This is a genomic window from Streptomyces sp. NPDC016677 (assembly GCF_055562815.1).
In genome coordinates, this window is record NZ_JBVHEO010000018.1 from 132,811 (window position 1) to 157,893 (window position 25,083).

Annotated in this window: 23 protein-coding genes and 1 pseudogene; 8 read left to right on the top strand and 16 right to left on the bottom strand. The window is 72.5% G+C overall.

All coding sequences use genetic code 11. The features are described from left to right. Nucleotides 1-30 precede the first annotated feature (30 nt). Nucleotides 31-672, bottom strand: coding sequence for a TetR/AcrR family transcriptional regulator (locus tag ACZ3IG_RS32080; RefSeq protein WP_467436480.1), 642 nt, complete (start codon nt 670-672; stop codon nt 31-33). A 169-nt stretch (nt 673-841) separates the two neighbouring features. Here ACZ3IG_RS32080 and ACZ3IG_RS32085 point away from each other — a divergent pair, with 169 nt between their 5' ends. After that, entirely contained in the window at nt 842-2,068 is a 1,227-nt protein-coding gene (locus tag ACZ3IG_RS32085) for an acyl-CoA dehydrogenase family protein (protein ID WP_467436481.1), read from the top strand. A 66-nt stretch (nt 2,069-2,134) separates the two neighbouring features. Here the strand turns inward: ACZ3IG_RS32085 and ACZ3IG_RS32090 are convergent, their stop codons facing one another. The 3 genes and pseudogenes from ACZ3IG_RS32090 to ACZ3IG_RS32100 all read right to left on the bottom strand — a co-directional run. After that, nucleotides 2,135-2,656: a cupin domain-containing protein gene (locus ACZ3IG_RS32090; RefSeq protein WP_215168290.1), complete on the bottom strand. Its 522-nt coding sequence runs from the start codon at nt 2,654-2,656 to the stop codon at nt 2,135-2,137. Nucleotides 2,657-2,663: 7 nt separating this feature from the next. Beyond that, nucleotides 2,664-3,878 (bottom strand): cytochrome P450, encoded by a 1,215-nt coding sequence (locus ACZ3IG_RS32095; RefSeq protein WP_467436482.1) that lies wholly within the window; start codon nt 3,876-3,878, stop codon nt 2,664-2,666. Next, nucleotides 3,875-4,954 (bottom strand): annotated as a pseudogene (locus ACZ3IG_RS32100) (type III polyketide synthase); the annotation flags it as partial. The pseudogene ACZ3IG_RS32100 and the gene ACZ3IG_RS32095, both read right to left, overlap by 4 nt. 270 nt (nt 4,955-5,224) lie before the next feature. On the opposite strand from ACZ3IG_RS32100, the gene ACZ3IG_RS32105 reads away from it, so the two are divergent. Next, nucleotides 5,225-5,911: a thiaminase II/PqqC family protein gene (locus ACZ3IG_RS32105; RefSeq protein WP_467436483.1), complete on the top strand. Its 687-nt coding sequence runs from the start codon at nt 5,225-5,227 to the stop codon at nt 5,909-5,911. Here the strand turns inward: ACZ3IG_RS32105 and ACZ3IG_RS32110 are convergent. From ACZ3IG_RS32110 to ACZ3IG_RS32130, 5 genes are all read right to left on the bottom strand, one after another. Next, complete coding sequence (locus ACZ3IG_RS32110) at nt 5,899-6,138, bottom strand: DUF6213 family protein (RefSeq protein ID WP_215168286.1); 240 nt, start codon at nt 6,136-6,138, stop codon at nt 5,899-5,901. The genes ACZ3IG_RS32105 and ACZ3IG_RS32110 overlap by 13 nt on opposite strands. A gap of 26 nt (nt 6,139-6,164) precedes the next feature. Continuing rightward, nucleotides 6,165-7,550, bottom strand: coding sequence for an NADP-dependent succinic semialdehyde dehydrogenase (locus ACZ3IG_RS32115; protein WP_467436485.1), 1,386 nt, complete (start codon nt 7,548-7,550; stop codon nt 6,165-6,167). A 79-nt stretch (nt 7,551-7,629) separates the two neighbouring features. Further along, nucleotides 7,630-8,091 (bottom strand): NUDIX hydrolase, encoded by a 462-nt coding sequence (locus ACZ3IG_RS32120; protein ID WP_467436486.1) that lies wholly within the window; start codon nt 8,089-8,091, stop codon nt 7,630-7,632. Next, a complete protein-coding gene (locus ACZ3IG_RS32125) occupies nt 8,088-9,626 on the bottom strand; it encodes an ATP-dependent DNA ligase (protein WP_467436488.1) in 1,539 nt (512 codons plus the stop codon). Before ACZ3IG_RS32125 ends, ACZ3IG_RS32120 begins: the two co-directional genes overlap by 4 nt. Before the next feature lie 30 nt (nt 9,627-9,656). Continuing rightward, the gene (locus tag ACZ3IG_RS32130; protein WP_467436489.1) at nt 9,657-10,640 is read right to left on the bottom strand and encodes an NAD(P)/FAD-dependent oxidoreductase; all 984 of its coding nucleotides are present in this window, start codon (nt 10,638-10,640) and stop codon (nt 9,657-9,659) included. A gap of 78 nt (nt 10,641-10,718) precedes the next feature. Between ACZ3IG_RS32130 and ACZ3IG_RS32135 the strand changes: the two genes are divergently transcribed. The 6 genes from ACZ3IG_RS32135 to ACZ3IG_RS32160 all read left to right on the top strand — a co-directional run bounded on the left by ACZ3IG_RS32135 (nt 10,719) and on the right by ACZ3IG_RS32160 (nt 16,012). Further along, nucleotides 10,719-11,291: a helix-turn-helix domain-containing protein gene (locus ACZ3IG_RS32135; RefSeq protein ID WP_467436490.1), complete on the top strand. Its 573-nt coding sequence runs from the start codon at nt 10,719-10,721 to the stop codon at nt 11,289-11,291. A gap of 126 nt (nt 11,292-11,417) precedes the next feature. Next, nucleotides 11,418-12,389, top strand: coding sequence for an NADPH:quinone oxidoreductase family protein (locus tag ACZ3IG_RS32140; protein WP_467436492.1), 972 nt, complete (start codon nt 11,418-11,420; stop codon nt 12,387-12,389). After that, nucleotides 12,386-13,567, top strand: coding sequence for an acyl-CoA dehydrogenase family protein (locus tag ACZ3IG_RS32145; protein ID WP_467436493.1), 1,182 nt, complete (start codon nt 12,386-12,388; stop codon nt 13,565-13,567). Before ACZ3IG_RS32140 ends, ACZ3IG_RS32145 begins: the two co-directional genes overlap by 4 nt. Continuing rightward, nucleotides 13,564-14,646 carry an acyl-CoA dehydrogenase family protein gene (locus ACZ3IG_RS32150; RefSeq protein ID WP_467436494.1) on the top strand — a complete coding sequence of 361 codons (1,083 nt, stop codon included), beginning with the start codon at nt 13,564-13,566 and terminating at the stop codon, nt 14,644-14,646. Before ACZ3IG_RS32145 ends, ACZ3IG_RS32150 begins: the two co-directional genes overlap by 4 nt. Nucleotides 14,647-14,827: 181 nt before the next feature. Then, entirely contained in the window at nt 14,828-15,691 is an 864-nt protein-coding gene (locus ACZ3IG_RS32155) for a phosphatidylinositol-specific phospholipase C/glycerophosphodiester phosphodiesterase family protein (protein WP_467436496.1), read from the top strand. 126 nt (nt 15,692-15,817) lie between these two features. Next, a complete protein-coding gene (locus ACZ3IG_RS32160; protein WP_467436497.1) occupies nt 15,818-16,012 on the top strand; it encodes a hypothetical protein in 195 nt (64 codons plus the stop codon). Between the two features lie 118 nt (nt 16,013-16,130). Here the strand turns inward: ACZ3IG_RS32160 and ACZ3IG_RS32165 are convergent, their stop codons facing one another. The 7 genes from ACZ3IG_RS32165 to xylB form a co-directional block, all read right to left on the bottom strand. Beyond that, on the bottom strand, nt 16,131-17,342 hold the full coding sequence (locus tag ACZ3IG_RS32165; RefSeq protein WP_467436498.1) for a phosphodiester glycosidase family protein: 1,212 nt from the start codon (nt 17,340-17,342) through the stop codon (nt 16,131-16,133). Nucleotides 17,343-17,549: 207 nt separating this feature from the next. After that, nucleotides 17,550-17,939 carry a luciferase domain-containing protein gene (locus ACZ3IG_RS32170; protein WP_467436500.1) on the bottom strand — a complete coding sequence of 130 codons (390 nt, stop codon included), beginning with the start codon at nt 17,937-17,939 and terminating at the stop codon, nt 17,550-17,552. A 233-nt stretch (nt 17,940-18,172) separates the two neighbouring features. Then, nucleotides 18,173-19,258, bottom strand: a complete 1,086-nt coding sequence (locus ACZ3IG_RS32175) for a lytic polysaccharide monooxygenase (protein WP_467436501.1) — start codon at nt 19,256-19,258, stop codon at nt 18,173-18,175. 115 nt (nt 19,259-19,373) lie between these two features. Continuing rightward, entirely contained in the window at nt 19,374-20,513 is a 1,140-nt protein-coding gene (locus ACZ3IG_RS32180) for a GH12 family glycosyl hydrolase domain-containing protein (RefSeq protein WP_467436502.1), read from the bottom strand. Between the two features lie 189 nt (nt 20,514-20,702). Then, nucleotides 20,703-21,305: an N-acetylmuramoyl-L-alanine amidase gene (locus ACZ3IG_RS32185; protein WP_467436504.1), complete on the bottom strand. Its 603-nt coding sequence runs from the start codon at nt 21,303-21,305 to the stop codon at nt 20,703-20,705. A gap of 624 nt (nt 21,306-21,929) precedes the next feature. Then, on the bottom strand, nt 21,930-23,138 hold the full coding sequence (locus ACZ3IG_RS32190) for an ROK family protein (protein ID WP_467436505.1): 1,209 nt from the start codon (nt 23,136-23,138) through the stop codon (nt 21,930-21,932). A gap of 186 nt (nt 23,139-23,324) precedes the next feature. After that, a complete protein-coding gene (gene xylB, locus ACZ3IG_RS32195) occupies nt 23,325-24,770 on the bottom strand; it encodes a xylulokinase (protein ID WP_467436506.1) in 1,446 nt (481 codons plus the stop codon). Nucleotides 24,771-25,083: the final 313 nt, after the last annotated feature.

A 25,083-nucleotide genomic window follows, 5' to 3' on the forward strand; every position in this document is an offset into this window, starting at 1 on the left:
GAAGCGTCGGGAACCGGCCGGCCCGAGCCGTCAGAACCCCGGGCCGTCCGTCCGGTCGTCGGCCGCGGCCAGCCGGCCCCACAGCAGGTCGGCCAGGCTGTGCACCAACTCCTCGCGGGAGCAGGGGCGTTCACCGAGCCACCAGTCGCCGGCGGCGTGCATCATCCCGACGATCCCGTGCCCCCACACCCGGGCCTGCCGCTGGCCGCCAGGGCCGAGGTCGAGGCGCTCCTCGATGACCTGGGCCAGTTCCTCGCCCATGCGGCGCAGCAGCGGCGCCGAGTGCTTGCCGACGTCGAAGCCCGCCTCGCCCTGGGCGCTGTCCGCCGGGTGCATCAGGAAGCGGTACACCTGCGGGCGGGCCTCGATGGCCGCCAGGTAGGTGTCCAGGGTCGCCTCGACGCGCTGCCGCCGCTCCGCCGGGGCGTCCAGGGCGGCCCGCAGCGAGGCGAGGAGGGCGTCCGTGTGACGCTGGGCGAGCGCGGCGTAGAGGCCGCCCTTGTCGCCGAAGTGCCGGTAGAGGATCGGCTTGGTGATGCCCGCCTCGGCGGCGATGGCGTTCATCGAGGCGTGGGGCCCGTCACGCAGCACCACCCGGTCGGCGGCCTCCAGCAGCTCTCGCCGTCGCCGGTCGGCGGACCGCTGCTGATCGGTCCGCGGCCTGGTCTCCATGTGCTCTCCCCACCTGTGCTGATTCGGTGACGCCTGCGCAAACTAGCACTCACCGCCCTCCGATGATCGAACGGGCTGCCGACGGATGGGGGGAGTTGACTTTTCTTACCCGCGGGTAACAGACTCGATGTTACCGTTAGTAACACGCACGTGCGTCACTGGAGGGGTCATGGCCGGGTTCACCATGGAGCTCAACGACGAACAGAAGGAGGTGCGGGACTGGCTGCACGGCTTCGCCGCCGACGTGATCCGTCCCGCCGCCGCCGAATGGGACGAGCGTGAGGAGACTCCCTGGCCCGTCATCCAGGAGGCCGCCAAGGTCGGCATCTACTCCCTCGACTTCTACGCCCAGCAGTACTTCGACCAGACGGGGCTCGGCATCCCGATGGCCATGGAGGAGCTGTTCTGGGGCGACGCGGGCATCGCCCTGTCGATCGTCGGCACCGGCCTGGCCGCCGTCGGCGTCCTCGCCAACGGCACCGAGGAGCAGATCGGCACCTGGATCCCGCAGATGTACGGCGACGTCAACGACGTCAAGGTCGCCGCCTTCTGCTCCTCCGAGCCCGACGCCGGCTCCGACGTCGCCTCGATGCGCACGCGCGCGGTGTACGACGAGGCCAAGGACGAGTGGGTCATCGACGGCACCAAGACCTGGGCGACCAACGGCGGCATCGCCAACGTCCACGTGGTCGTCGCGGTCGTCGACCCCGAGCTGGGCTCCAAGGGCCACGCCTCCTTCATCGTCCCGCCGGGCACGCCCGGTCTGTCCCAGGGCCAGAAGTTCAAGAAGCACGGCATCCGCGCCTCGCACACCGCCGAGGTGATCCTCGACGGCGTGCGCGTCCCCGGCTCCTGCCTGCTCGGCGGCAAGGAGAAGCTGGACGCCCGCCTCGCCCGCGCCCGGGAGAAGGCGAAGAAGGGCGGCGAGCGCGTGAAGAACGCCGCGATGGCCACCTTCGAGGCGTCCCGCCCGGCCGTCGGCGCCATGGCGGTCGGCACCGCCCGCGCCGCCTACGAGGTCGCCCTCGATTACGCGCAGACCCGGGAGCAGTTCGGCCGCCCGATCATCGACAACCAGGGCGTCGCCTTCCAGCTCGCCGACATGCGGACCTCCATCGACGCGGCCCGGCTGCTGGTGTGGCGCGCGTCCTGGATGGCCATCAACGGCAAGCCGTTCACGGCCGCCGAGGGCTCCATGTCGAAGCTGTTCGCCAGCGAGACCGCGAAGAAGGTGACCGCCCAGGCGGTCCAGATCCTGGGCGGCAACGGCTACACGCGCGAGTACCCGGTGGAACGGATGCACCGCGACTCCGCGATCTACACCATCTTCGAGGGCACCAGCGAGATCCAGCGCCTGGTGATCGCCCGGACGCTGTCGGGGATGCCGATCCGGTAGCGGCGGGGACCGCCCCGCCGGGGTCGAGGACCTCCCCGGCGGGCTGCCGGACGGTGCGCGTGGGGGTCACCGGTGGCGCAGCGGCGTCAGCTGCTGGATGTCGTACTTGGCCCGCAGCGCCTCGATCGCCTCGTGGTCCGGCGGGCCGCCGTCCTGGAGGATCTCCAGCAGCTCCTCGAAGTAGCGTTCGTGGTCCGGCGGCGGGCTCGCCTGGAAGAACATCTTCGCCGGGGTGTCCGTCGGGTTGGCGAACGCGTGCGGGCAGCCGGGCGGTACGACGATGACCGTGCCCGGGGTGGCGCGGACCACCCGGCTGCCCCGGCTCGACTCCCAGCGCTGCCAGTTGTCGGGCGTACGGACGCGCGGCTCGAACGCGAGCACGTCCAGCTCGCCTTCGAGGACGTAGAACAGCTCCTCGCTGCGGGTGTGCACATGGGCGCCGACGTCGAAACCCGGCGGCACGATCACCTCGAAGGTGGACGCCATACGCGAATGCGAACCCGTCACCTTGAACGTCACGTGCTGGGCCGGGGCCTCGACCACCCGGCCGTGCCCCGGCGGTACCAGCAGTCCCTCGGTCGCCGTCATCAAGCGCTCACCAGGTCACCGGCAGGGCCTCGGGCCCGCGGATCAGCGCGCCCTTCTTGAACGGCACCTCCGCCGGCTCCACCGCGAGCCGGAGCCCCGGCACCCGGTCCAGCAAGGCGTCGACCAGCAACTCCGACTCCAGCCGGGCCAGCATGCCGCCCGGGCAGTAGTGCGGGCCGAAGCCGAAGGACACATGCGGGTTCGGGCTCCGGGTGAGGTCGATGGTCTCCGGGTCGGGGAAGACCTCGGGGTCCCGGTTGGCGGCCAGGTAGGAGACGTAGACCGCGTCGCCCGCCCGGATGGGCACGCCCCGGATCTCCACGTCCTCCAGGGCGATCCGGGACAGCCCGACCGCGTTGCGGTGGGGAATCCAGCGCAGCAGCTCGTCGATGCCCAGCGGCCGGATCTCCGGCTCCGCGCGCAGCCGTCCGGCCAGTTCGGGACGGGTCAGCAGGGTGAAGAACATCTGCCCGCTGTTGTTGGTGACCGCCTCGCCGCCGATCTGCAGCAGCACCGCGAGCCCCACCGCCTCCTGGAGGGTGATCTCCTCGCGGCCCACGGCCGCGCCCAGCAGCGACGCCACCTCCTCGCCGGAGCTGTTCTCCCGCAGCCCGATCAGGTCGGCGAAGTAGGCACCCATCTCCTGCTTGGCACGCTCGCTGACATCGGCGCCGTGCGAGGAGGAGAGGATCAGCTGGGTCCAGGTGTGCATGCTGTGCCGGTCGGCCGCCGGGACGCCCATCAGCTCGCAGATCACCGCGATGGGGAAGGGGCTGAGCACCGCCTCGGTGAGATCGGCGGGCGGTCCCTGCGCCAGCATGGCGTCGATCAGCTCGTCCAGCAGGGCGCGGGCCCGGTCCCGGACGCGCTCCACGCCCCGCGCGGTGAACGCCGCCGCCACCGAGCGGCGCAGCCGGGTGTGGTCCGGCGGGTCGAGGAAGCCGACCGCGCCGCGGGCCGGGATGAAGTGCGGGGCCAGCCGGGTCACCGGCCGGTCCATCACCGCCTCACGGCCGAACCGGGGGTCGTTGGTGACCATCCGCACGTCGTCGTAGCGGGTCACCAGCCAGGCCCAGCCCTCGCCGTTGGGCAGCGAGATCCGGGTGACCGGCCCCTCGGCCATCAGCTCGCGCAGCACCGGGTCGAAGTCGGTGCCGGGCAGGTCCGGGACCGGCCAGTCCCGTACGGGCGGCGCGGTCCGGGGAATCGTCTCTTCGCTCACGTTCGTCTCACGCCCTGGGTCTCGTCCGCGGTCCGCCAGCGGCCCAGCGACATCTCCGCGGTGATGCCGGGCCCGAAGCCCGCCAGCAGTCCGCGTGCCCGATCGTCCGCGCCGCCCTCGTCGAAGAGGCGGCGCAGCGCGTCCAGGACGACGGCGCTGGCGATGTTGCCGTACTCGGTCAGCGTCGCCCTGCTGAAGCGGAACGCATGGGGTTCGACCTGGAGGAACTTGCTCAGGTCGTCCAGGATGCGCGGTCCGCCCGCGTGCACGATGTAGAAGTCGAGGTCGGTGGCGTCCCAGCCGTGGTCGCGGGCCAGTTGCACCAGCGCCGGCGCCAGCGGCTCCATGGTGGCCGGCACCCGCTTGTCCAGCAGGAAGTGGAAGCCGGTGGCCTTCACGTCGTACATGATCCACTCTTCGGTCTTCGGGATCAGGTACGAGCCGTTGCGCTCCAGGCGCACGCCGGTGCCGCCCTGGCCGCGGACCACCGCGGCGGCGATGCCGTCGCCGAAGAGGCCGTTGGAGAGCAGAGAGCCGACGCCGATGTCGGTGGGCTGGTAGCACAGCGAGCAGAACTCGCAGGCCACGATCAGCGCGTTGGCCTCGGGGTAGGCCGTGCAGAAGTCGTGCGCCCGGTTGATCGCCGCGCCGCCGGCCGCACAGCCCAGCTGCGCTATCGGTATCTGCCGGGTGGTGCTGTCGAAGCCCATCTCGTTGATCAGCCACGCGGTGAGCGAGGGCATCATGAAGCCCGTGCAGGAGACGTAGATGATCACGTCGATGTCGGTGGGCAGCACCTCCCCGTCGTCCAGCGCCCGCTGGATCACCGCGGGGACGCGCCGCTTGGCCTCGGCCTCGTAGAGCTTGTTCCGGTCCTCGAAACCGGGGTGCTTCAGGGTCTCCTCGATGGGCTGCACGATGTGCCGGGTGCGCACGCCGGTGTTCTCGATCAGCCGGAGGGCCAACGGCAGTTGGGGGTGGTCCGCGTGGCGCTCACGTGCCAGCGCGAGCGTCTCCTCCATCGTGATCACGTGCTCCGGTACGGACACCGAGGGTCTGCACAAAGTCGCCATGAACCGTGCCTGCTTTCGCCTCCCGGGCGGCCTTGCGCCCCCCGGTCAGAAAGTGGTTCACCTCCAGGGGGCTTCTGATGGACCTCCGCGGCGTCGCGACGCCCGGCACGCCGGGAGCACGCACCGAACGCCGCTCCTTCTTCCACGGATATCCATCAGAAGCCCCCTAGGGGTGTTCATCCACGATCACCCGGCGGGACGCCATTCTCTCGCGGAGTTACTCCGTCTCGGGGACCCTGGGAGGGCGGCGCGGCTGAGGAGAGGGAGAAGACGATGACCCCGACGGCACGGCACCTGCTGGAGACCACCACCGGGAAGCTGGCCCCCGACCCCCGGGCCAACCGGTTCGTGCCGCTGGTGGCGCGGGGCGCGGTGAGCCGCGACACGCTCGCCGCGCTGGCGCTGGAGCAGCGGTGGGTGATCGCCGCCGACCGGCGGGCCTTCGCGTACCTCGCGCACCGCGCGGACGACACCCCGCCCGTCGCCGCCTACTTCTCCGCGCTCGCCGAGGGGGAGGCCGTCGCCGCCGGGAAACTGGAGACGTTCGCCGCGGCCTGCGGCGTGGGGGAGTCCCGGTCGGTGGCCCACGAGCCGCTGCCGGGCTGCCAGGCGTACCCCGCCTACGTGGCCTGGCTCGCGCTGAACGGCTCACCCGCCGAGACGGTCCTCGCCGTACACGCCAACTTCTCCGCCTGGGGCGGCTACTGCGCGACCGTCGCCGGCGCCCTGCGCCGCCACCACGGCTTCACCGACGAGGCCTGCGCCTTCTTCGACTTCTTCGCCGCACCCGATCCCGGCCTGGAGCACAGGGCGACGGCCGCCGTACAGGCCGGACTGGACGGCGGCCACCTGAACGAGGACCTCGTGCACCGCTACGGACGGCTGCTCCAGGCGTACGAGGCGATGTTCTGGGACAGTCTGTGGGAGCTGGAGCACCCCCGGGGCGGTCAGGACGACTGACCGCTGCTGTGCGCGATGCAGGCCACGTCGATCCGGTCGGCCAGCTTGGCCAGCTCGATGGTGAGGGCCGCCACGGTGTCCTCGTCCAGCCGGCCGCTCTCCCCGGTCTCCACCAGGCGCAGCCACCGTCCGCCCATCGTGCGCAGCAGCTTGCTCACGTCGGCCGCGGCCACCTGCAGGGTGCCGCGGTCGTCGACGATCAGGGGAAGAGTCACTTCGCGGGTCACGGACAAGGATCGTAGTCGCGGAAGGCTCACGCTCCGTGCCATACGGTGGTGATGTTGCAGAACTCCCGGATTCCGTGCCCGGACAGCTCACGCCCGTAGCCCGACCGCTTGACCCCGCCGAACGGGAACGCCGGGTGCGAGGCCGTCATCCCGTTGACGTAGACACCGCCCGCCTCCAGATCCCGTACGAACCGGTCGACGTCCGCGTCGTCACGGGTCCACACGTTCGAACTGAGGCCGAAGTCGGTGTCGTTGGCGATCAGCACCGCCTCGTCCAGGTCGGCCGCGCGGTACAGCGTGGCGACCGGGCCGAAGGCCTCCTCGCGGTGGATGCGCGTCTCCCGTCCGACCCCGGCCAGCACGGTCGGCGGGTAGTACCAGCCGGGCCCGTCGGGGCGTTCGCCGCCGCACAGCACCGTGGCGCCGCCGCGCACCGCGTCCTCGACCAGCTCCACCAGGTCGGTCACGCCCCGCTCGCTGGAGAGCGGCCCGACGTCGGTGTCCTCGTCCAGCGGGTCGCCGACCTTGAGCGCCTTCATACCGGCCACGAAACGCTCCGCGAAGGCGTCGTACACGTCCGTGTGCACGATGAACCGCTTGGCGGCGATGCAGGACTGCCCCGCGTTCTGCGTCCGGGCGGTCACCGCGACCTCGGCGGCCCGGTCGAGGTCCGCGGACGGCATCACGACGAACGGGTCGCTGCCGCCCAGTTCCAGCACCGTCTTCTTGATCATCTCACCGGCGGTGGAGGCCACCGCGCGGCCCGCGGGCTCACTGCCGGTGAGGGTGGCGGCCTTCACGCGCTCGTCGCGCAGGATGTCGTCGACGGCCGCCGAGCCGATCAGCAGGGTCTGGAAACAGCCCTCGGGGAAACCGGCGCGGTGGAAGAGGTCCTCCAGGTACAGGGCTGTCTGCGGCACGTTCGAGGCGTGCTTGAGCAGGCCGACGTTGCCCGCCATCAGCGCGGGCGCGGCGAACCGGATCACCTGCCAGAGGGGGAAGTTCCAGGGCATCACGGCGAGCACCGGACCGAGCGGCCGGTAGCGCACCAGCGCCCGGGACGCGCCGGAGTCCTTCACGTCGCCCTCGTCGGGTTCCTCGTCGGCGAGCAGCGCGGCCGCGCGGTCGGCGTACCAGCGCATCGCCTTGGCGCACTTGGCCGCCTCCGCGCGGGCCTGCCCGATGGGCTTGCCCATCTCGGTGGTGATGACCCGGCCGATCTCTTCCTGGTCGGCCTCCAGGAGGTCGGCGGCCCGGTGCATCAGCCGGGCCCGCTCCTCGAACGTCGTCGTCCGGTACGTACGGAAGGTGGCCTCGGCGAGCTGGAGCCGGCGCTCGGTCTCCTCCTCGCCCATCGCCTCGTACGTCCTGACCGTCTCGCCGTTCGCCGGGTTCACCGTCGCGATGGGCATGGCCGACCTCCCTGGGAGCGGGGTTGCGCTTTCGACCTTCGCGCGGGGCGCGGGGCGCCGCAACGCGAGGGGCCTGTCGTCAGTCCGAGTGCTCCGCCAGACGGTCGAGAAACGCCCGCTGGGCCGTGACGATCACCTCGCGCGCCCGGTCCAGGGGCAGCCAGGCCACCCGGTCCAGCTCCGGGAACTCCTGTTCCCGTCCCGACCGCGGCGGCCACTCCATCCGGAACGTGCCGGGCACCACCGTCGCCGGGTCGAGGTCGGCCTCGACCGCCCAGACCGTGACCAGCTTGCCGCCGGACTGACGGACCTCGCCCAGCGCGACGGCCCCGTCGCCCTCCGGCGCCGGCAGCCCCAGTTCCTCCTGGAACTCGCGCCGGGCCGCGTCCCAGGCAGGCTCGTCCTCCTCGTACTCCCCCTTCGGCACCGTCCAGGCGCCCTGGTCGCGCCGGGCGAAGAAGGGGCCGCCCATGTGGCCGAGGAGGACGTCGAGGCCCTCGCCGGTCCGGCGGTACAGCAGCAGACCCGCGCTGCGCTTCACGGCGCGACCCGCGGATGCGCGGCGAGCAGCGTCTCCACCGTGTCCGCGTCCTCGGGGCGCTTGTCCTCGCGGTAGCGGACCACGCGGGCGAAGCGGAGGGTGACGCCGGCCGGGTAGCGGGTGGAGCGCTGCAGGCCGTCGTAGGCGATCTCGACGACCAGTTCGGGGCGGACGGTCACGCCCCAGGGGTGTTCGGCGACGGCGAGCCGGGTGAGGTGCCCGGTCTGCCAGGTCAGCATCGCGTCCGTCATGCCCTTGAAGGTCTTGCCGAGCATGGTGAAGGAGCCGTCGGCGGCGCGGGCGCCCAGGTGCAGGTTGGAGAGTTTGCCGGTGCGCCGGCCGTGGCCCCACTCGGCGGCCAGGACCACCAGGTCGAGGGTGTGCACGGGCTTCACCTTCAGCCAGGACGCGCCGCGCCGCCCGGCGCTGTAGGCGGCGTCCAGGCCCTTGACCACGACGCCCTCGTGGCCGCGGGCGAGGGTCTCGGCGAGGAAGTCCTCCGCCGCCCGCACGTCGTCCTCCTCCCTCATCAGGGTGCGCCGCACCCGCATCGGCTCCGGGACCAGCCGGGCCAGCTCCGCGTGCCGCTCGGCCAGCGGCAGGTCGAGCAGGTCGCGGCCGTCGACCAGCAGGGCGTCGAAGAAGACGGGGGAGACGGGCACCGCCTGGGAGGCGGTGGCGACGTCCGTACGGGAGCCGACGCGCCCGGCGGTCTCCTGGAAGGACCGGGGGCGCCCGTCGGGACGGAACGAGATGACCTCGCCGTCCAGCACGAACCGCTCGCCCGGCAGCTCAAGCGCCGCCGCGGTCACCTCGGGCAGCCGGCCGGTGATGTCGTCCAGGGTGCGGGTGTACAGCCGTACGTCGGTGCCGTCGCGGTGGACCTGCACCCGGATGCCGTCGAGTTTCTCCTCGACCGCGCAGGAACCGAGCTTGCCGACCGCCTCCGCCACTGAGGAGGCGCTGTGCGCCAGCATCGGCAGCACCGGACGGCCGACGGTGAGCCGGAAGCGGCCGAGCGCCTCGGGGCCGTCGGCGAGCAGCGCCTCGGCGACCGCCCGCAACGACCCCGCGAGCATCACCGCCCGCCGTACGTCCGCCGGGTCCGCCCCGGTGGCCTGGGCCAGCCCCTCCACGGCGACCGCGTCCAGCGCGCCCTGCCGGACCTCGCCGGTGAGCAGCCCGAGCAGGAAACGCTGCTCGTCCTCGGTGGCGGCGCCCATCAGCTCCTCGACCAGCCGGGTGCGCTCGGCCTGTGATCCGGGGCCGGACACGGCGGCGAGGCGGGTGAGCCGGGCGTCCACCTCGCGCACCGTGAGCGTCGGATCGGCGGCCGGTTCGACGCGCCGCCCCAGCACCTTCCAGCCGACGCCGATCCGGCCCTGCGGCAACCGTCCCGCGAGGTAGGGGATGACGACCGGCACGTCCGACGCCTCCGCCTCCCGGAACAGCCCGGCGAGCAGAGCCGTCTTGCGGGACCGCGCCGAGGTGGCGGCGACCTCCTGGGACACACGGGCCAGCCGGGCAAGCAGCATGCCCTTCATGGTGCACCGGGAGGGCGGGGCTCACACCTGGTCGCCGGTTCCTCGGCCGTCCAGGGACGCGTCCAGGTCCGACATGATCAGCTCGCCGACGATCGCGGACGCCGCCCGGTAGCCGCCGCTCACCGCGTGCACGACCTGCTCGGCGAAGCCCATCGCGTTGCCGGCCGTCCACACCCCCGGCACGCTGGTCCGGCCGGTCGGGTCCACCACGGGGTAAGCCCCGAACGGGGTCTCGTCCAGCTCGGCGCCGAGCTGCTCCAGCAGGCCCGTCTGCGGCACGGCGCGCGGCGCCACGAACACCACCGACCGCTCGTGCACCGAGCCGTCCGCCAGCCGTACGCCGGTGATCCGGTCGTCCTCGACCACCAGCCCGGCGACCTCGCCCGGCACCACCTTGACGCCCGCCGCGGCCAGCCTGCGCAGGTCCTGGTCGGACAGCTCGCCCTCGTCGACGGTGTGCAGGAACAGGGTCACGTCGGCCGACCAGCCGGACACCATGAGCGCCTGGTGCACGCTCATCGGGCTCGACGCCAGCACGCCGAACCGCTCGTCCCGCACCTCCCAGCCGTGGCAGAACGGGCAGTGCAGCACGTCCCGGCCGAATCGCTCCGCGACCCCGGGGATCTCCGGAAGCTCGTCCTTCAGCCCGGTGGTGACGATCAGCCGCCGGGCGCGCACGGTCCGCCCGCCGGCCAGCTCCACGGCGAAGTCGCCGCCCTCGGCGTCCCGCCGGGTGACGCCCACCGCCCGGTCGCGGACCAGTTCGACGCCGTACGACGCGACCTCCTCGCGGCCGATCGCCAGGAACTCGGCGGGCGGCATGCCGTCCCGCGACAGGTAGCCCTGCATGTGCGCGGCCGGCGCGTTGCGCGGCTCCCCGGCGTCGACGACGAGGGCCCGCCGCCGGGCCCGGCCCAGCACCAGCCCGGCGGACAGCCCGGCCGAGCCGCCCCCGACCACGATGACGTCGTACTTCTCGGCCGTCTGCCTGTTCTGTTCGGTCACGGTGACCACCTCCGGATCCGACAGTCGCCCCGACCGCCGCGGATTGACAAACAGATTTGCCGGTTCTGCAATAAATCCATGACGAAGGACGATGTACTCGCCGGTGTGGGTCCCCGGCTGCGGCAGCTGCGCAAGGAACGCGAGGTCACCCTCGCCGCGCTCGCCGAGGCGACCGGCATCTCGCTGAGCACCCTCTCCCGGCTGGAGTCGGGACTGCGCAAGCCCAGCCTCGAACTGCTGCTGCCGATCGCCCAGGCCCACCAGGTGCCGCTGGACGAACTGGTCGGGGCCCCGCCGGTCGGCGACCCCCGGGTCCGGGCCAAGCCGATCCAGCGCCACGGCCGCACCTACTGGCCGCTCACCCGCCAGCCCGGCGGGCTCCAGGCGTTCAAGGTGCTGGAGCCGCGGCGCCGCGAGGAGCCCGACCCGCGGACCCACGAGGGGTACGAGTGGATCTACGTGCTGTCCGGACGGTTGCGGATCGTGCTGGGGGAGCACGATCTGGTGGTCGGGGCCGGTGAGGCCGTCGAGTTCGACACGCGGGTGCCGCACTGGTTCGGGTCGACGGGGGAGGGGCCGGTGGAGTTCCTCAGCCTCTTCGGGCCGCAGGGGGAGCGGATGCACGTACGGGCGCGGTCCACGCGCTCGTGACGGCTCTTCGGTCATCTGCGCGTGACGGTCCCTCGATCGAGACGTCCGGGACGGTTCCCTGATCGGCAAGCGACCGCTTAGTATGCGGTGGACCCGGACGGACGACGCAGTCGGTGGAGGCCCCGCATGCAGGCATGGCAGGTGCACGAGAACGGCGAGCCGGGCGAGGTGATGCGCCTCGCGGAGGTCCCGCCGCCGACACCGGGAGACGGTCAGGTCCTGCTGCGGGTCCGCGCCGCGAACGTCAACTTCCCGGACGCGCTGCTGTGCCGGGGCCAGTACCAGGTCAGGCCGCCGCTGCCGTTCACGCCGGGCGTGGAGGTCTGCGCCGAGACCGAGGACGGCCGCCGGGTGCTGGCCAACCCGGCGCTGCCGCACGGCGGGTTCGCCGAGTACACCGTCGCGGACGCCGCCGCCCTGCTGCCCGCACCGGACGCCCTGGACGACGCCGAGGCCGCCGCCCTGCACATCGGCTACCAGACGGGCTGGTTCGGGCTGCACCGCCGGGCCGGTCTCCAGGCCGGCGAGACGCTGCTGGTGCACGCCGCCGCGGGTGGGGTCGGCAGCGCGGCCGTACAGCTCGGCAAGGCCGCCGGGGCCACGGTCATCGGCGTGGTCGGCGGCGCCGGCAAGGCCGCCGTCGCGCGGGAGCTGGGCTGCGACACGGTGATCGACCGGCGGAGCGAGGACGTGATCGCCGCCGTCAAGGAAGCCACCGGCGGGCGTGGCGCCGACGTGATCTACGACCCGGTGGGCGGCGCCGCCTTCCAGCAGTCCACCAAGGTCGTCGCGTTCGAGGGCCGGATCGTGGTCGTCGGCTTCGCGAGCGGGGACATCCCGAGCGCCGCCCTCAACCACGCCCTGGTGAAGAACTACGCGATCCTCGGGCTCCACTGGGGCCTGTACAACACCAAGAACCCGCGGCTGGTGGCCGAGTGTCACCAGCGGCTCACCGAACTGGCCGCGACGGGTGCTGTCAAGCCGCTGGTCAGCGACCGGGTACCGCTGGACGGGGCCGCCGGGGCCGTGCAGCGGGTCGCCGACGGGGTGACCACCGGCCGGGTGGCCGTCGTCCTGGAGAAGGGAGCCGCCGCATGACCAGCACCGGGGAACTGCGCCGCCGCACGCGGGAGTTGCTGGCCGCGTACCCGCCCGCCTCCACCGACCGCCTCGACTTCCTGCGGGCCCGCTTCGACGCGGGACTCGCCTGGGTGCACTTCCCCGAGGGCCTCGGCGGACTCGGTGCCCCCCGTACCCTCCAGCCCGTCGTCGACGCCGAACTGGCCGCCGCGGGCGCCCCCGACAACGACCCCCGGCGCATCGGCATCGGCCTGGGCATGGCCGCCCCGACCATCCTCACGTACGGCACCGAGGAGCAGAAACGGCGCTTCCTGCGCCCGCTGTGGACCGGCGAGGAGGTGTGGTGCCAGCTGTTCAGCGAGCCCGGCGCCGGCTCCGACCTCGCCGCGCTCGGCACCCGCGCCGTGCGCGACGGCGACAGCTGGGTGGTCGACGGGCAGAAGGTGTGGACCTCCAGCGCCCATCTCGCCCGCTGGGCCATCCTCATCGCCCGCACCGACCCGGACGTGCCCAAGCACCGCGGCATCACCTACTTCCTGTGCGACATGACCGACCCCGGAGTCGAGGTCCGGCCGCTGAGGCAGATCACCGGCGAGGCCGAGTTCAACGAGGTGTTCCTCACCGGCGTCCGCATCCCCGACTCCCGGCGCCTGGGCGAGGCCGGCGACGGCTGGCGGGTCGCCCAGACCACCCTCAACAACGAGCGCGTCGCCATCGGCGGCCGGGTCCTGCCCCGCGAGGGCGGCATGATCGGCCCGGTCGCCAGGACCTGGCGCGAACGCCCCGAACTGCGCACCCACGACCTCCACCAGCGCCTGCTCACCCTCTGGGTCGAGGCCGAGGTCGCCCGGCTCACCGGCGAACGCCTCGGCCAGCAGCTCGCCGTCGGCCACCCCGGCCCCGAGGGCGCCGGCATGAAACTGGCCTTCGCCCGCCTCAACCAGGAGATCAGCGGCCTGGAGGTCGAACTCCACGGCGAGGAGGGCCTGCTCTACGACGACTGGACCATGCGCCGCCCCGAACTGGTCGACTTCACCGGCCGCGACGCCGGTTACCGCTACCTGCGTTCCAAGGGCAACAGCATCGAGGGCGGCACCAGCGAGATCCTGCTGAACATCGTCGCCGAACGCGTCCTCGGCCTGCCCGCCGAGCCCCGCACCGACAAGGACGTCGCCTGGAAGGACCTGGCCCGATGAACTCGCAGCGCGACCTGCTGTACTCGGAGGAGGAAGAGGCGCTGCGCGCCGCCGTCCGGGACCTGCTCACCGACCACTGCGACGCGGCCGGCGTCATCGCGCGCACCGAGACGGACACCCCGCACGACCTGACCGTCTGGAAGTCCCTCGCCGAGGGGATGGGCCTGGCCGGTCTGCTGATCCCCGAGGAGTACGGCGGTCAGGGCGCCGGCCACCGCGAGACGGCCGTCGTCCTGGAGGAACTGGGCCGGGCCGTGGCCCCCGTCCCGTACCTGACCAGCGCCGTCGTCGCCACCGAGGCGCTGCTGGAGTGCGCCGCCGGTCCGGCACTGGCCGAGCTGGCCTCCGGCCGCCGGATCGCCGCGCTCGCCGTCGGCCTGCACACCGCCCCCGGCGCCGCCTTCCCCGCCGTACGGGTGGAGAACGGCGTCCTGAGCGGCTCGCTGACCGGCATCGCCGACGCGGCCGTCGCCGACGTGCTGCTGGTCCCGGCGGACGACGGCGGGCTGTACGCGGTGCGCGCCACCGACGCCGCCGTCACCCCGCGGACCTCCCTGGACCTCACCCGGCCGGTGGCCGACGTCTCGTTCGACGGAGCACCGGGCGAGCTGCTGGGCGAGGCCGCGCCCGCCGTACGGCGCGCCCTGCGGGCCGCTGCCGGACTGCTCGCCTCGGAGCAACTGGGCCTGGCCGACTGGACGCTGACCGAAACGGTGCGTTACCTCAAGGAACGCAAGCAGTTCAACCGCCCCGTCGGCGGCTTCCAGGCGCTCAAGCACCGGCTCGCCGCGCTGTGGCTGGAGGTCGTCCACCTGCGCGCCGCCGCCCGGAACGCCGCGGACGCGCTGGCCACCGGCCGGGACGCCGACGTCTCCGTCGCCGTGGCGCAGGCGTACGCGGCACCCGTCGCCGTCCGTGCCGCCGAGGAGGCCCTCCAACTGCACGGCGGCATCGGCATGACCTGGGAGCACCCGGTCCACCTGTACCTGAAGCGGGCCAAGGCCGATTCGATCGCCTACGGCACGGCGGGCGCCCACCGCATGGCGCTGGCCGCGCTGGTGGAGCTGCCGGCGCCGTAAGGACCGCGACAGCACTCCGGAGAAGCCCGCCCGGCCCCGGGCGGGCTTCTCCGCGCGCCCCGCCCGCACCAAGTGAACAAGTGACGGCCCACCGGCCAACTTCCCCGCACCGGCCTGCTCCTGGCCCCCTCCGCCTCGCATACTCACTGAGGTCCCGTAAGGCCTACCAGGGAGGCAGAGCATGGCCCTCACCACCCGTCGCGGAGCCCTCACCACCCTCGGCGCCGCCCTCGCCGGCGCGGTCGCCCTGCCCGCCGCCCCCGCGCTGGCCGGCGAACGGACGCCGCGCCCGCGCCCGTTGTGGCGCGCCCACGCCCACAACGACTACGAACACCCCCGTCCCCTCCTTGACGCCCTCGACCACCGCTTCGGCAGCGTCGAGGCCGACATCTACCTCGTCGACGGCCGGCTCCTGGTCGCCCACGACGCCGTGGACCTCGACCCGGCCCGCACCCTGGAGTCCCTCTACCTCGACCCGCTCGCCGCCCGCGTCCGTGCCCAGGGCGGCCGGGTCCACCGCGGTGACCGCCGTCCGCTGCAACTGCTCATCGACATCAAGACCGAGGGCGCGGCGACCTACCTCGAACTCGACCGTCACCTGCGCCGCTACCGGCACCTGTTCACCACGTACGCCCACGGCAGGGTGCGCACCGGCGCCGTCACCGCCGTGATCTCCGGCGACCGGGCGGCCCGCGCGCCCATGGAGGCGCAGACCGAGCGCCGCGCCTTCTACGACGGCCGCCTCACCGACCTCGGCACCTCAGCCCCCGCCTCCTTCGTCCCGCTGATCAGCGACAACTGGACCAACCACTTCACCTGGCAGGGCGTCGGCTCCTTCCCCGCCGCCGAGCGGCGCAAGCTGCACGACATCGTCGGCGCCGCGCACTCCCGCGGGCAGCGCGTCCGCTTCTGGGCCACGCCCGACCTCGCGGGGCCGGCCCGGGACGCGATGTGGGCGGAACTGGTCGCCGCGGACGTCGACCACCTCAACACGGACGACCTCGCCGGCCTGGAGGCGTTCCTGGACGCCCACCGGGCGGCGTAGCGCGCCGGGCACGACGGAACCACACGTTCGGAGGACATGTCAGCCGCCCGGACGAACCCTCCGCTACGCCACACTTGCGGCCGAACGCCGTGAACCAGACATGCGGCGTGGCGGAGGAGGTTGACGATGGCCGTGTCCATCTCTGTGGTGCTGCTGCTCTCGATCCTGGCGGTGATCTTCCTGCGCAACGGCGGACTGAAGGTCTCCCACGCGCTGGTCTGCCTGCTGCTGGGCTTCTACCTGGCCGGTACGAACATGGCCCCCACCATCAGCAGCGGGCTCACCGCCACGGCCGACATCGTCAGCGGCCTCAGGCCCTGATCCCGCGTGCCGTGATCAGAGAGTGTGGTCGGCAGGCGTTTCAGGAGGCCTGTCAGCAGGCGTATGCCTGTCAGCAGGCGTATCAGGGAGCCTGTCGACAGGCGTGTCTGGAGGCGTTTCAGGAGGCCGAGAAGACCCCGATCCCGTTCGGGACGGGGCGTTCGGCCCCGCCGCTGGGGTGGTTGCGCACGGAGACACCGGTCGCGCCCGGCGCGCGGGCGACCAGCGTCGTCGAACCGCCGCCGTCCAGACTGAACCCCTCCGTCGCCCCGCGTGCGCGCAGCGCCCGCGCCACCTCGGCGATGGTCAGGCCGGAGCGGTACGCCGACGAGCCGTCCACCGCGAGCAGCAGCACCCGCCGCCCGCCGTCCGCGATGCCCACCGCGGTCCGCACGGCCGACGTACGGTCGTCCAGTCCGGGCAGCGGCTGCCCGCCCGAGAGCACCGGATAGCCGCCGAGGGCGAAGCCGAACGCCGCCCCGGACGCGGCGGCGACCAGGCGATGGGTGACGGTCACGGCATCCCCGGTGGCGACCTTCCGCAGCTGCCGCGCCCCTTCCTCGCGGCCCACCAGCACCGTCGTGTCGTCGGCGATCGGGCCGCTGCCGGGAGTACCGGACGCGGAGACCACCCGGCCGCCGCGGACCGTCACCTCGTAGGTCTCCGTGCTGCACGCGGCGGCCCGGTCGGTGTCCGTACCGCAGGTGGCACGCACCCGGGAGGCGCTGCCCCACTCGCCGGTGAAGGCGCCCACCGAGTCCACCGGCAGCGCGTACTGGTTGAACCCGCCGAGCGGCAGCGTGCCCTCCGGCGTGCGGATCTGTCCGTCGAGGGCGAGACGGTCGAGCCGCGCCCGCCGGTCGGTGCCGACGCCGAAGACCGCCTCGGTGGTGGTGCCGGGCGGCAGGGACGGCCCGAACCGCTGGCCCTTCGGCACCGCCCCCTTCAGCGCCCGGCCCTCGGCGATCGCCGGTCCCACGCTGGCGCCGGTCGCCTCGACGCCCGGGTGCTGGGTCTCGGTGATGTTGAAGAAGTCCCCGTTGACGCCCCCGACGGCGCCCTGGGCGCCGGCCATGCGGGAGACCGTCGCCCGTGCCGCCACCGCCCCCGGGTACAGCAGACCCAGCCGGACGTCCGGGACGTTCAGGTCGACGCCGAGCACATGGGCGTGGGTGGTCCCGTTCGCCGCCGGCAGGTCGAACTCCTCGTAGGTCACGCCCGGCGCGATCTCCCCGGCCGCCGGCGCGGCGGCGGCCGGGGCCGCGCCCACCAGCGCGCCGAAGGCGACCAGGAACGTCAGTGTCCGGCGGAATGCCGCACGACGTGTCACATGCCCTCCCTGATGTTCCGTCAGTTCCACGGGATCAGAGAGCAGTGCATCAGATCGCGGCCGCTGCGGAGGCAGCCGAGGGACCAAGACGCGCGGAAGGACGGTAAAACGCACTCCCTCGGGTGCGTGCGGGCGGCGGCGGCCCGGAGCGGCGTCACCGGCGTCCTCGGCCGGGGGTGGGGCGGGCCGTTTCCGTTTCCCGGGGTATCAGCCGTCCAGGACGCCGTCGCGGTGCAGCACCGTGACGCGGTGGAAGTTGCAGCCGGTCGGCGATTCCGCGGCGGGCCACGTCTGGTGTGCCTTGAGCGCGATGCTCACCAGGCTCATCAGCAGGTCGACATCGGTCTCGCAGTCCAGGTGCACGGTCACCCAGGGGGAACCGGGGATCAGCTGGATCGCGCTGGAGCCGCCGAGGTCGTAGTGGAAGCGCTGGATGGCCCGTTGGGTCAGGTGCAGGTCGACGTCCCGGTCCGAGTGGAAGTGGACGATCTCGTCACGGACGGAGCGGAGCGCCTGTCCGGTACCGCAACTGGCCGGCCCCGCCGTGAGGTCGGGCCAGTCCTGCAGTCGCTCCAGGGCACGCTGGGCCAGAGTCATGTCCCTATCGTCGCTCCATTACCGCCCGGCAACCAGGGGTTGAGCATTTTGTAACCGGCACGTGAGGTAATTGGACCGGTACGAGGTACCCGACCGCGCCGGACACACGGGAAGCGCCGCGCGGTCAGGCGCGGCGCTTCGTTGTCGTGAGCACAGTAGATCATGGTCGAGCGGCGGACACCATGGATCTTGCCCGGCACTCTCGGGGCCAGGGACGACTACTCCAGGGACGACTACTCGTTCACACAGCCGATCGTCCCGATCGGATAGTCGTTGCCGGTGGAGGTCGCGGTGAATCCGAAGGTCACGCTGCCGTCCGCGGCTATGACCCGGTTGTGGTCCACGTTCCGCACCGTGACGGACCCGCCGGCCCCGGTGGACAGCGCACCGTTCCACACGCTGTTGATCCGGGTTCCCGTGCCGGGCGTCCACTGCACGGCCCAGCCGTCACGGGGCTCCGTTCCGTGGTTCATCACCTCGACGGAACCCTGGAAGCCGCCGTTCCAGCTGTTCTGCACGGTGTACATCGCCATGCAGGACCCGGTGTGCGGCGGATCGGTCGGGGTCGGGGTCGGAGTAGGGGTCGGTTCGGGGGTGCCGCCGGAGCCGCGGATGCCGGTCACCTCGCCGTTGCCGCCGTCGAAGACGATGTCGGAGCAGGAGAAGAAGTTCTCCTGGCTGTCCGACCGCACCCACTGGATGAAGAGCAGCGCGTCACCGGAGCGGCCCGAGGGCAGCGCCAGATCCCAGTAGTAGTGGCCGCCGTTGCTGCCCGGCGAGCCCTGCTGGGGCGGGTTGGTGACCGTCTGTATCAGCTCCAGGTCGTCCCAGGCCAGCTCGGAGGTGGGCGACCAACCGGGCTCGGTCAGATAGACCCGGAAGTCGCCCGGATGCGCGGCCCAGTTGCTGTACTGCAACTGTATCGTCGCCCCGGACGTCAGATGGGTCTTCGGCCAGTCGGCGCGGGCCGCGTTGTAGGCGGAGAAGTCGTACGGCGAGCGGTCGCCGGCACTGCACAGGGCGCCGTCGGGCACGTAACCGGCACCCCGACCGCCCGCGTTGGAGTCCAGCACGGCGAACCAGTTGTACAGCGCCGTCGCCCCGCTCTGGTCCAGTGCGTCCTGGCAGGCGGGGTTGGTCGGGGCCAGGGCGCCGGTGCCGGTGATGGCGTCCAGTTGGCAGAGGTAGGTGCGCGACCCGGGCGTCATCGCCACGCCGTGCGCTTCCGCCTTGCCCTGCCAGAGGGCGGTCAGCCCGAGTGCGCCCAGCAGGGTGGCCAGTACCGCCGCCAGGGAGAGGAGTCTGCTGCGTCGAGCCATGGAATCTCCAGTTTCCTGTTTCCTGTTTCCTGTTTCCTGGTTGGTGTCGGGCGTGGTGCGGGTCCTGTCGCTGATGTGGTCCCGGCCGGTCCAGGTCGGCCCGGTCGGAGCCCCGTCAGAGGGCCCTGCAGGGCGTGCCGTTCAGGGTGAAACCGTCGGGCTCGGCGAACGCGCCGCTGTAGGTGGCCTGGAATCCGAACGTCTGGCTGCCGCCTGCCGCGATCCGCGTACCGTGCTCCGGTCCGCGCACCGTCACCGCACCCGTCGTCGGCGTCACCGACCCGTTCCAGGCGTGGGCGATCTGCTGCCCCGGGGGCAGGGTGAAGGCCAGCCGCCAGTCGTCCACAGGCGCCGGTCCGGTGTTGCCGACTCTGACCTCCGCGGTGAAGCCGCCCTGCCAGACCTGCGGGGTGTAGGTGACCTCGCAGGCGGCCGGGGTGCCGGGACCGGACGGCCCCTCGTCGTCGGTGACGACGGTCGAGGAGAAGGCGTCGACGGACAGCCCCGCACCGTTCTGCCACGGCTCGAAACCGGCCTGAACGCTCGTCAGGTACCAGTCGTTCCCGGCGAGGCCGCGGGAGACGGCCTGCCGGACGAAGTCCATGACGTCGAAACTCCAGCTGTCGACGGCTGCCGGGGCGACGAAGGACAGCACGTCATTGGAACCGTTGCCGCCCGACCACACCTCCCAGTTCCGCCCGGCCACCGTGGCGGTGCCGACCTGGGAGCCGATCGGCTGGATCGGACCGACCCGGTTGAACCAGATCATGATCTCGGTCCGGTTCACCCCGTCGGTCCGCGGCGTCGGGTCCAGCCAGATGTCGTACGAGGCGTTGTAGACGGCGTCGGCGACGAAGCCGTACGAGACGCTGCTGGGCGCGCTCGCTATGGAGCCGACCCGGGCGGGGAGCGCGGTGCCCGGCGAACAGTTGGTGTAGTGGCAGCCGTTGAAGACCGAGGGGTACGACTTCGGCGCGCCGTTGGTCGGCACCGAGCCGTCCGCTGTGCTCAGCCGGAAGCCGGTGTCGGTCACGGTGACGCACTGCTCGGCGCTGCTGCCCCAGCGGTTGTTCTGGACGACGTAACGGTTCTGGATCGTGGCCGTTCCGTACTGCTCGCAGATGGTGGTGTCGGCCGCCCCGGCCGGCGCGGTGGCCGTCATGAGCGCTGTGAGCGCCGCGATGAGGGAGAGGGCCATGAGCAGCGCTCCGAAGACGCCGCACGGGGCGGGGACCTGGTGGGGGGACGATCGCATGCGGGTGACCTCTCTGAGGGGGAGGCTGGGTTGGGGGACGGAGGACGGGGACGGGGGACGGGGGACGGATAAGAGTGGGAGCGCTCCCATCGCTTGTTGTGGAGGGACTGTAGGAGTTGCCCATGTCCCTGACAAGACTGTGCGCGGCTCCATTCCGGTCGGGTGGCGGCCCGACCGGACAGTCGCGGGTCACATGAGGTTGATCAGTCTGATGTAGCGGGTCCAGTCCCACAGCGGACCTGGGTCCGTGTGGTCGCTGCCCGGTACCTCGTGGTGCCCGATGACGTGCTCCCGGTTCTTGGGGATGCCGAATCTCGCGCAGATCGCCGAGGTCAGCGCCGCCGAACTCGCGTAGAGCGCGTCGGTGAAGTACGCCGGTTGATCCACCCACCCCTCGTGCTCGATCCCGATGCTGCGCGTGTTGTAGTCCCAGTTACCCGCGTGCCAGGCGATGTCGGCCTCGCGGACGCACTGTGCGAGGTGCCCGTCGGAGGAGCGCACCACATAGTGCGCGGACACGTTCTTCTGCGGATTCTGGAAGATGGCCAGGGTGTCGGCGTAGGTCTCCTGGCTGACGTGGATGACCACGTAGTCGACGGGATAGGCCTGCGGTCGGCTGGACCGGGTGTAGTTCGACCCGCTCGCCGGCCGCCATTCGGCGCCCGGTTGGTCGACGTCCTGGGGCCTGGCGTCGGCCCGGGCGTTCGACAGCAGCGTGTAAGAGGCGGCGGCGAGGGCGGCGCCGCCGGCGAGGAGTCGTCGTCTGCTGGGGAGCGGTCGTGTCCGTTCCATGAGGAGTCGCCTTTCGGTGCCTTCGGGCTGGTGGGAGATCGGCCGGCTTTCGTGCGTGGCTGAACTGGCTTGCAGTTGACGTTGCGTCGTGGACGTGTACGCCCTCGCGTACAGGGCCAACGGCGTAGCGGAGACCGAGGTTGCGGACGAGGGTGGTGTGCTCAGGGTGGCGCGCACACCCGCGCGAGCACCGTCACGACCCGGGCCCTCCTCTGGGTGGCGGTGGGCCCGGCGGACGCGTCCGCCGTCCTCGTGGCAGTTGCGTTCCGCGTGAATCACGGTACGGGGAGCGCGGGTTGGGCAGGAAGAAGCGGCGCCTTCCGGTGGACAACCGTCCGACTGTGGACAACTCCGCCACCCGATCGAGTGAGGGCCGGCCGTGTGCCGGAACGCCGGTGAGGCAGCGGCGGCGACCAGGGCAGGCCGGGGCAGGTGGGGACGGTCGAACGGGATCGGGCGGACGGGGTCAGGCGAACCGGATCGTGGCGGAGGGGATGGGCGGACGGGATCGGGCGGACAGGGTCGGGCGAACCGGATCGGGCGGACGGGGCCGGACCGGTCCGGTCGCGATCGGTCGCGATCTCTCGGGACCGGTTGGGACCGGTCGGGACTGGTCGTTCCGGGTCAGGTCCGTTCCGCGACCGCCGCCGGGTCGTCCAGCACGGTCCGCACGACCGAGTGCGCGGCGCCCAGCAGCGGTCCCTGCGGTCCCAGGGTGGACACGGTCACCGGGCATGCCGGACCGGCGGTGCGCCGGGCCAGTTCGTCGCGGAGCGCGGGCAGCAGCCAGGGTGCGAGTTCGGCCAGGGCACCGCCCAGAACCACGCTCTCGGGATCCAGCAGGTTCACCGCGCCGGTCAGCGCGATGCCGAGCGCGGTCCCGGCACCGGTCAAGGCGTGCCGTACGCGCTCGTCGCCTTCCGTCGCGCGCTGCGCGAGCAGCCCGACGCGGTTCTCGCCCGGCGCCAGACCGGACGCCCGCAGGACCGCCTCCTCACCGGCGTACTGCTCCAGACAGCCGCGTCCGCCGCAGGCGCACTCGGGTCCGTCGGGACGGACCGGCACATGCCCCAGCTCACCCGCGAAGCCACGGGTGCCCCGCAGCAGCAGCCCGTCCACGACCACCGCCGCGCCGATGCCGATCTCGGCCGAGACATGGAGGAAGTCCCGTGGGGTGCCGTCGCCGAGCCAGAGTTCGGCGAGCGCCCCGAAGTTGGCCTCGTTGTCCACGGTCAGCGGCATGTCCACGGCCAGAAGGTCGCGGAGGTCGGTGTCGTGCCAGTCGAGGTTGGGGGCGCGTACGACGGTCCGGGTGTCCCGTGCCACCAGGCCCGGTACCGCCACGGCGAGCCCGGCCGGCCACAGGCCCTCCGCCTCGGCCTCGTCGACGACCTGGCGAACCAGAGCGGTGAGCTGTTCGAGTACCGGTGCGGCGGAGCGGTCGCGGTTGCCGCCGTGGCGTACGGCCCGGGACCGCACCCGGCCCCGCAGATCGACAGCGCACACCGCGAGGTGGTCGACACCGATCTCCGCACCGATCCCGGCGGGCCCGCTCCCGCTGACCGCCAGCGCCGACCCGGGTCGGCCGACCCGGCCCGGCCGCTCGGGCCCCAGTTCCTCCAGCAGGCCGGAACGGATGAGCTCGTCCACGAGGGTCGACACCGCCGCACGGGTCAGCCCGATCCGCGACGCGACGGCGGCCCTAGAGAGCCGGCCCTCGGCGCGGACGGTGTGCATCACCCGGGCGAGATTGCGGCGGCGCATGCCCTGCTGGGTGTCCGGCAGCGGACGCCCGGTACCGGCCGGGTGCGCGGGGTGCGGCGGTGCGGTCATGCCTCCTCGGTCCTCGTCGATGTTCTCGGTCGATGCCCTCGGCGAGGTCATGGCTGATTCACGGTGGATTCGTGGTGGCCACGAGCGTCGGCGGCGCCTTCCGGTGCCCGCCCGCCTGACAACGGGTGCTTCGGCGGGCGGTGCTCGACTGGCCGGCCTCGGCGGGTGGTGATCACCTGACGGTACTCACCTGGTGGGCGTGCTCCGCTCCAGCAGCGGGGCCGCGTCGGAGAGTACTCCGGAGATCCGGGACAGCGTCGCCTCGTCCCGTTCCACGGCATCCAGGACCGGACCGGCGGCGGTGTTCCAGCGCCGCGCGACCGCTGCCGCGTCCTCCCCGGTGAGCAGACCGGCCGCCTGCGCCGCCGCCCCGAGAGCCACCAGTTCCCGGGCCTCGGGAATCTGCACCGGGCGCCCCGAAAGCCGCCGTACGGTCTGCTGCCAAGCCGCGCCGCGGGCACCGCCGCCGATCAGCAGCAGCGGAGCGGAGGGGTCGGCTTCCGCGCCGAGGACCAGGTCCAGCGCGCCCAGCAGGGCGTGGACCGCGCCGTCATAGGCGGCCTGGAGCAACTGGCCGCCGGTCGTGTCGTGCCGCAGCCCGTGCAGCAGGCCGGAGGCGCTCGGCAAGTTGGGGGTGCGCTCACCGTCCAGATACGGCAGCAGGGTGACGTCGGCGCAGGGCTCGACGGCCTCCCGGTCCAGCCCCAGCAGGGTCGCGACCCGGTCTACGGCGAGCGTGCAGTTGAGGGTGCACGCGAGCGGCAGCCAGTCGCCGCGCGCGTCGGCGAAACCGGCCACCGTGCCGGTCGGGTCGGCGGGTCGGTGCCGCGTCACGGCGTAGACCGTCCCTGACGTCCCCAGGCTCATCACGGGCACGCCGGGGCTGACCCCCAGGCCCAGCGCGGCGGCCGCGTTGTCGCCGGTGCCGGGCGCGACCAGGGTGCCCGTGGCGAACGGCAGGTCATGACCGCCGCGTACGGTGCCGGCCACCTCGCCGGGCCGCACGACCCGGGGCAGCAGCGCCGGATCGAGCCCTACGCGCGCGAGGGTCTCCTCGTCGTAGGCCTCCGTCCCGGCCGCCCACCAGCCGGTGCCGGACGCGTCGCCGCGGTCGGTGGTCCCCTCGCCGGTGAGACGCTCGGTGAGGTAGTCGTGGGGGAGGCGTACGGCCTTGGTCGCGCGGACGGCCTCCGGCTCGTTCTCGGCCAGCCAGGCCCACTTGGTGACGGTGAACGAGACACTGGGGACGCTGCCCGTGCGCTCCGCCCACGCCTTGGGGCCGCCCAGTTCCTCGATCAGGCGCCGCGCGTGCGGCGCCGAACGCACGTCGTTCCAGAGCAGGGCCGGGCGCACCGGCTCTCCCCGCGCGTCCAGAGTCACCAGTCCGTGCTGCTGCCCGCCGATCGACACCGCGGCCGCCTCGTGCGCCGCCTCGCCGCACTGGCGCAGGGCCTCGCACAAGGCGTCCCACCACTGGCGCGGATCGCTCTCGCGGCCCGCCCCCGACGACACGGTGTGCGGGGCCTGGCCGCTCGCGACGACCCGGCCGGTGGCCGCGTCGACCACCAGTGCCTTGGTGGACTGGGTGGACGTGTCCACACCGACGACGAGCGGACCCTCGGCTGCTGACATCGGGCTTCTCCCTCTTTCCGCGGCTCTGCGCGATTCCGACCTGGGGACTCCAGGGTGTCTCCACGGGTGACCGCTTGGGGAGCCGGGACCGCGAGGACACGGACATCACTCCTCCGAGACACCCTGGCTCTTCCCAGGAATGCGTTCGCATACTAATTTGTAAAGCGCCATGACGAAATAGTCGCAAGCGAGCAAGGAGCCGCGACATGAGCTACCAGCCCACTCCCGAGGACAGGTTCACGTTCGGTCTGTGGACCGTTGGCTGGCAGGGCAGGGACCCGTTCGGGGACGCGACCCGGCCGGAGCTGGATCC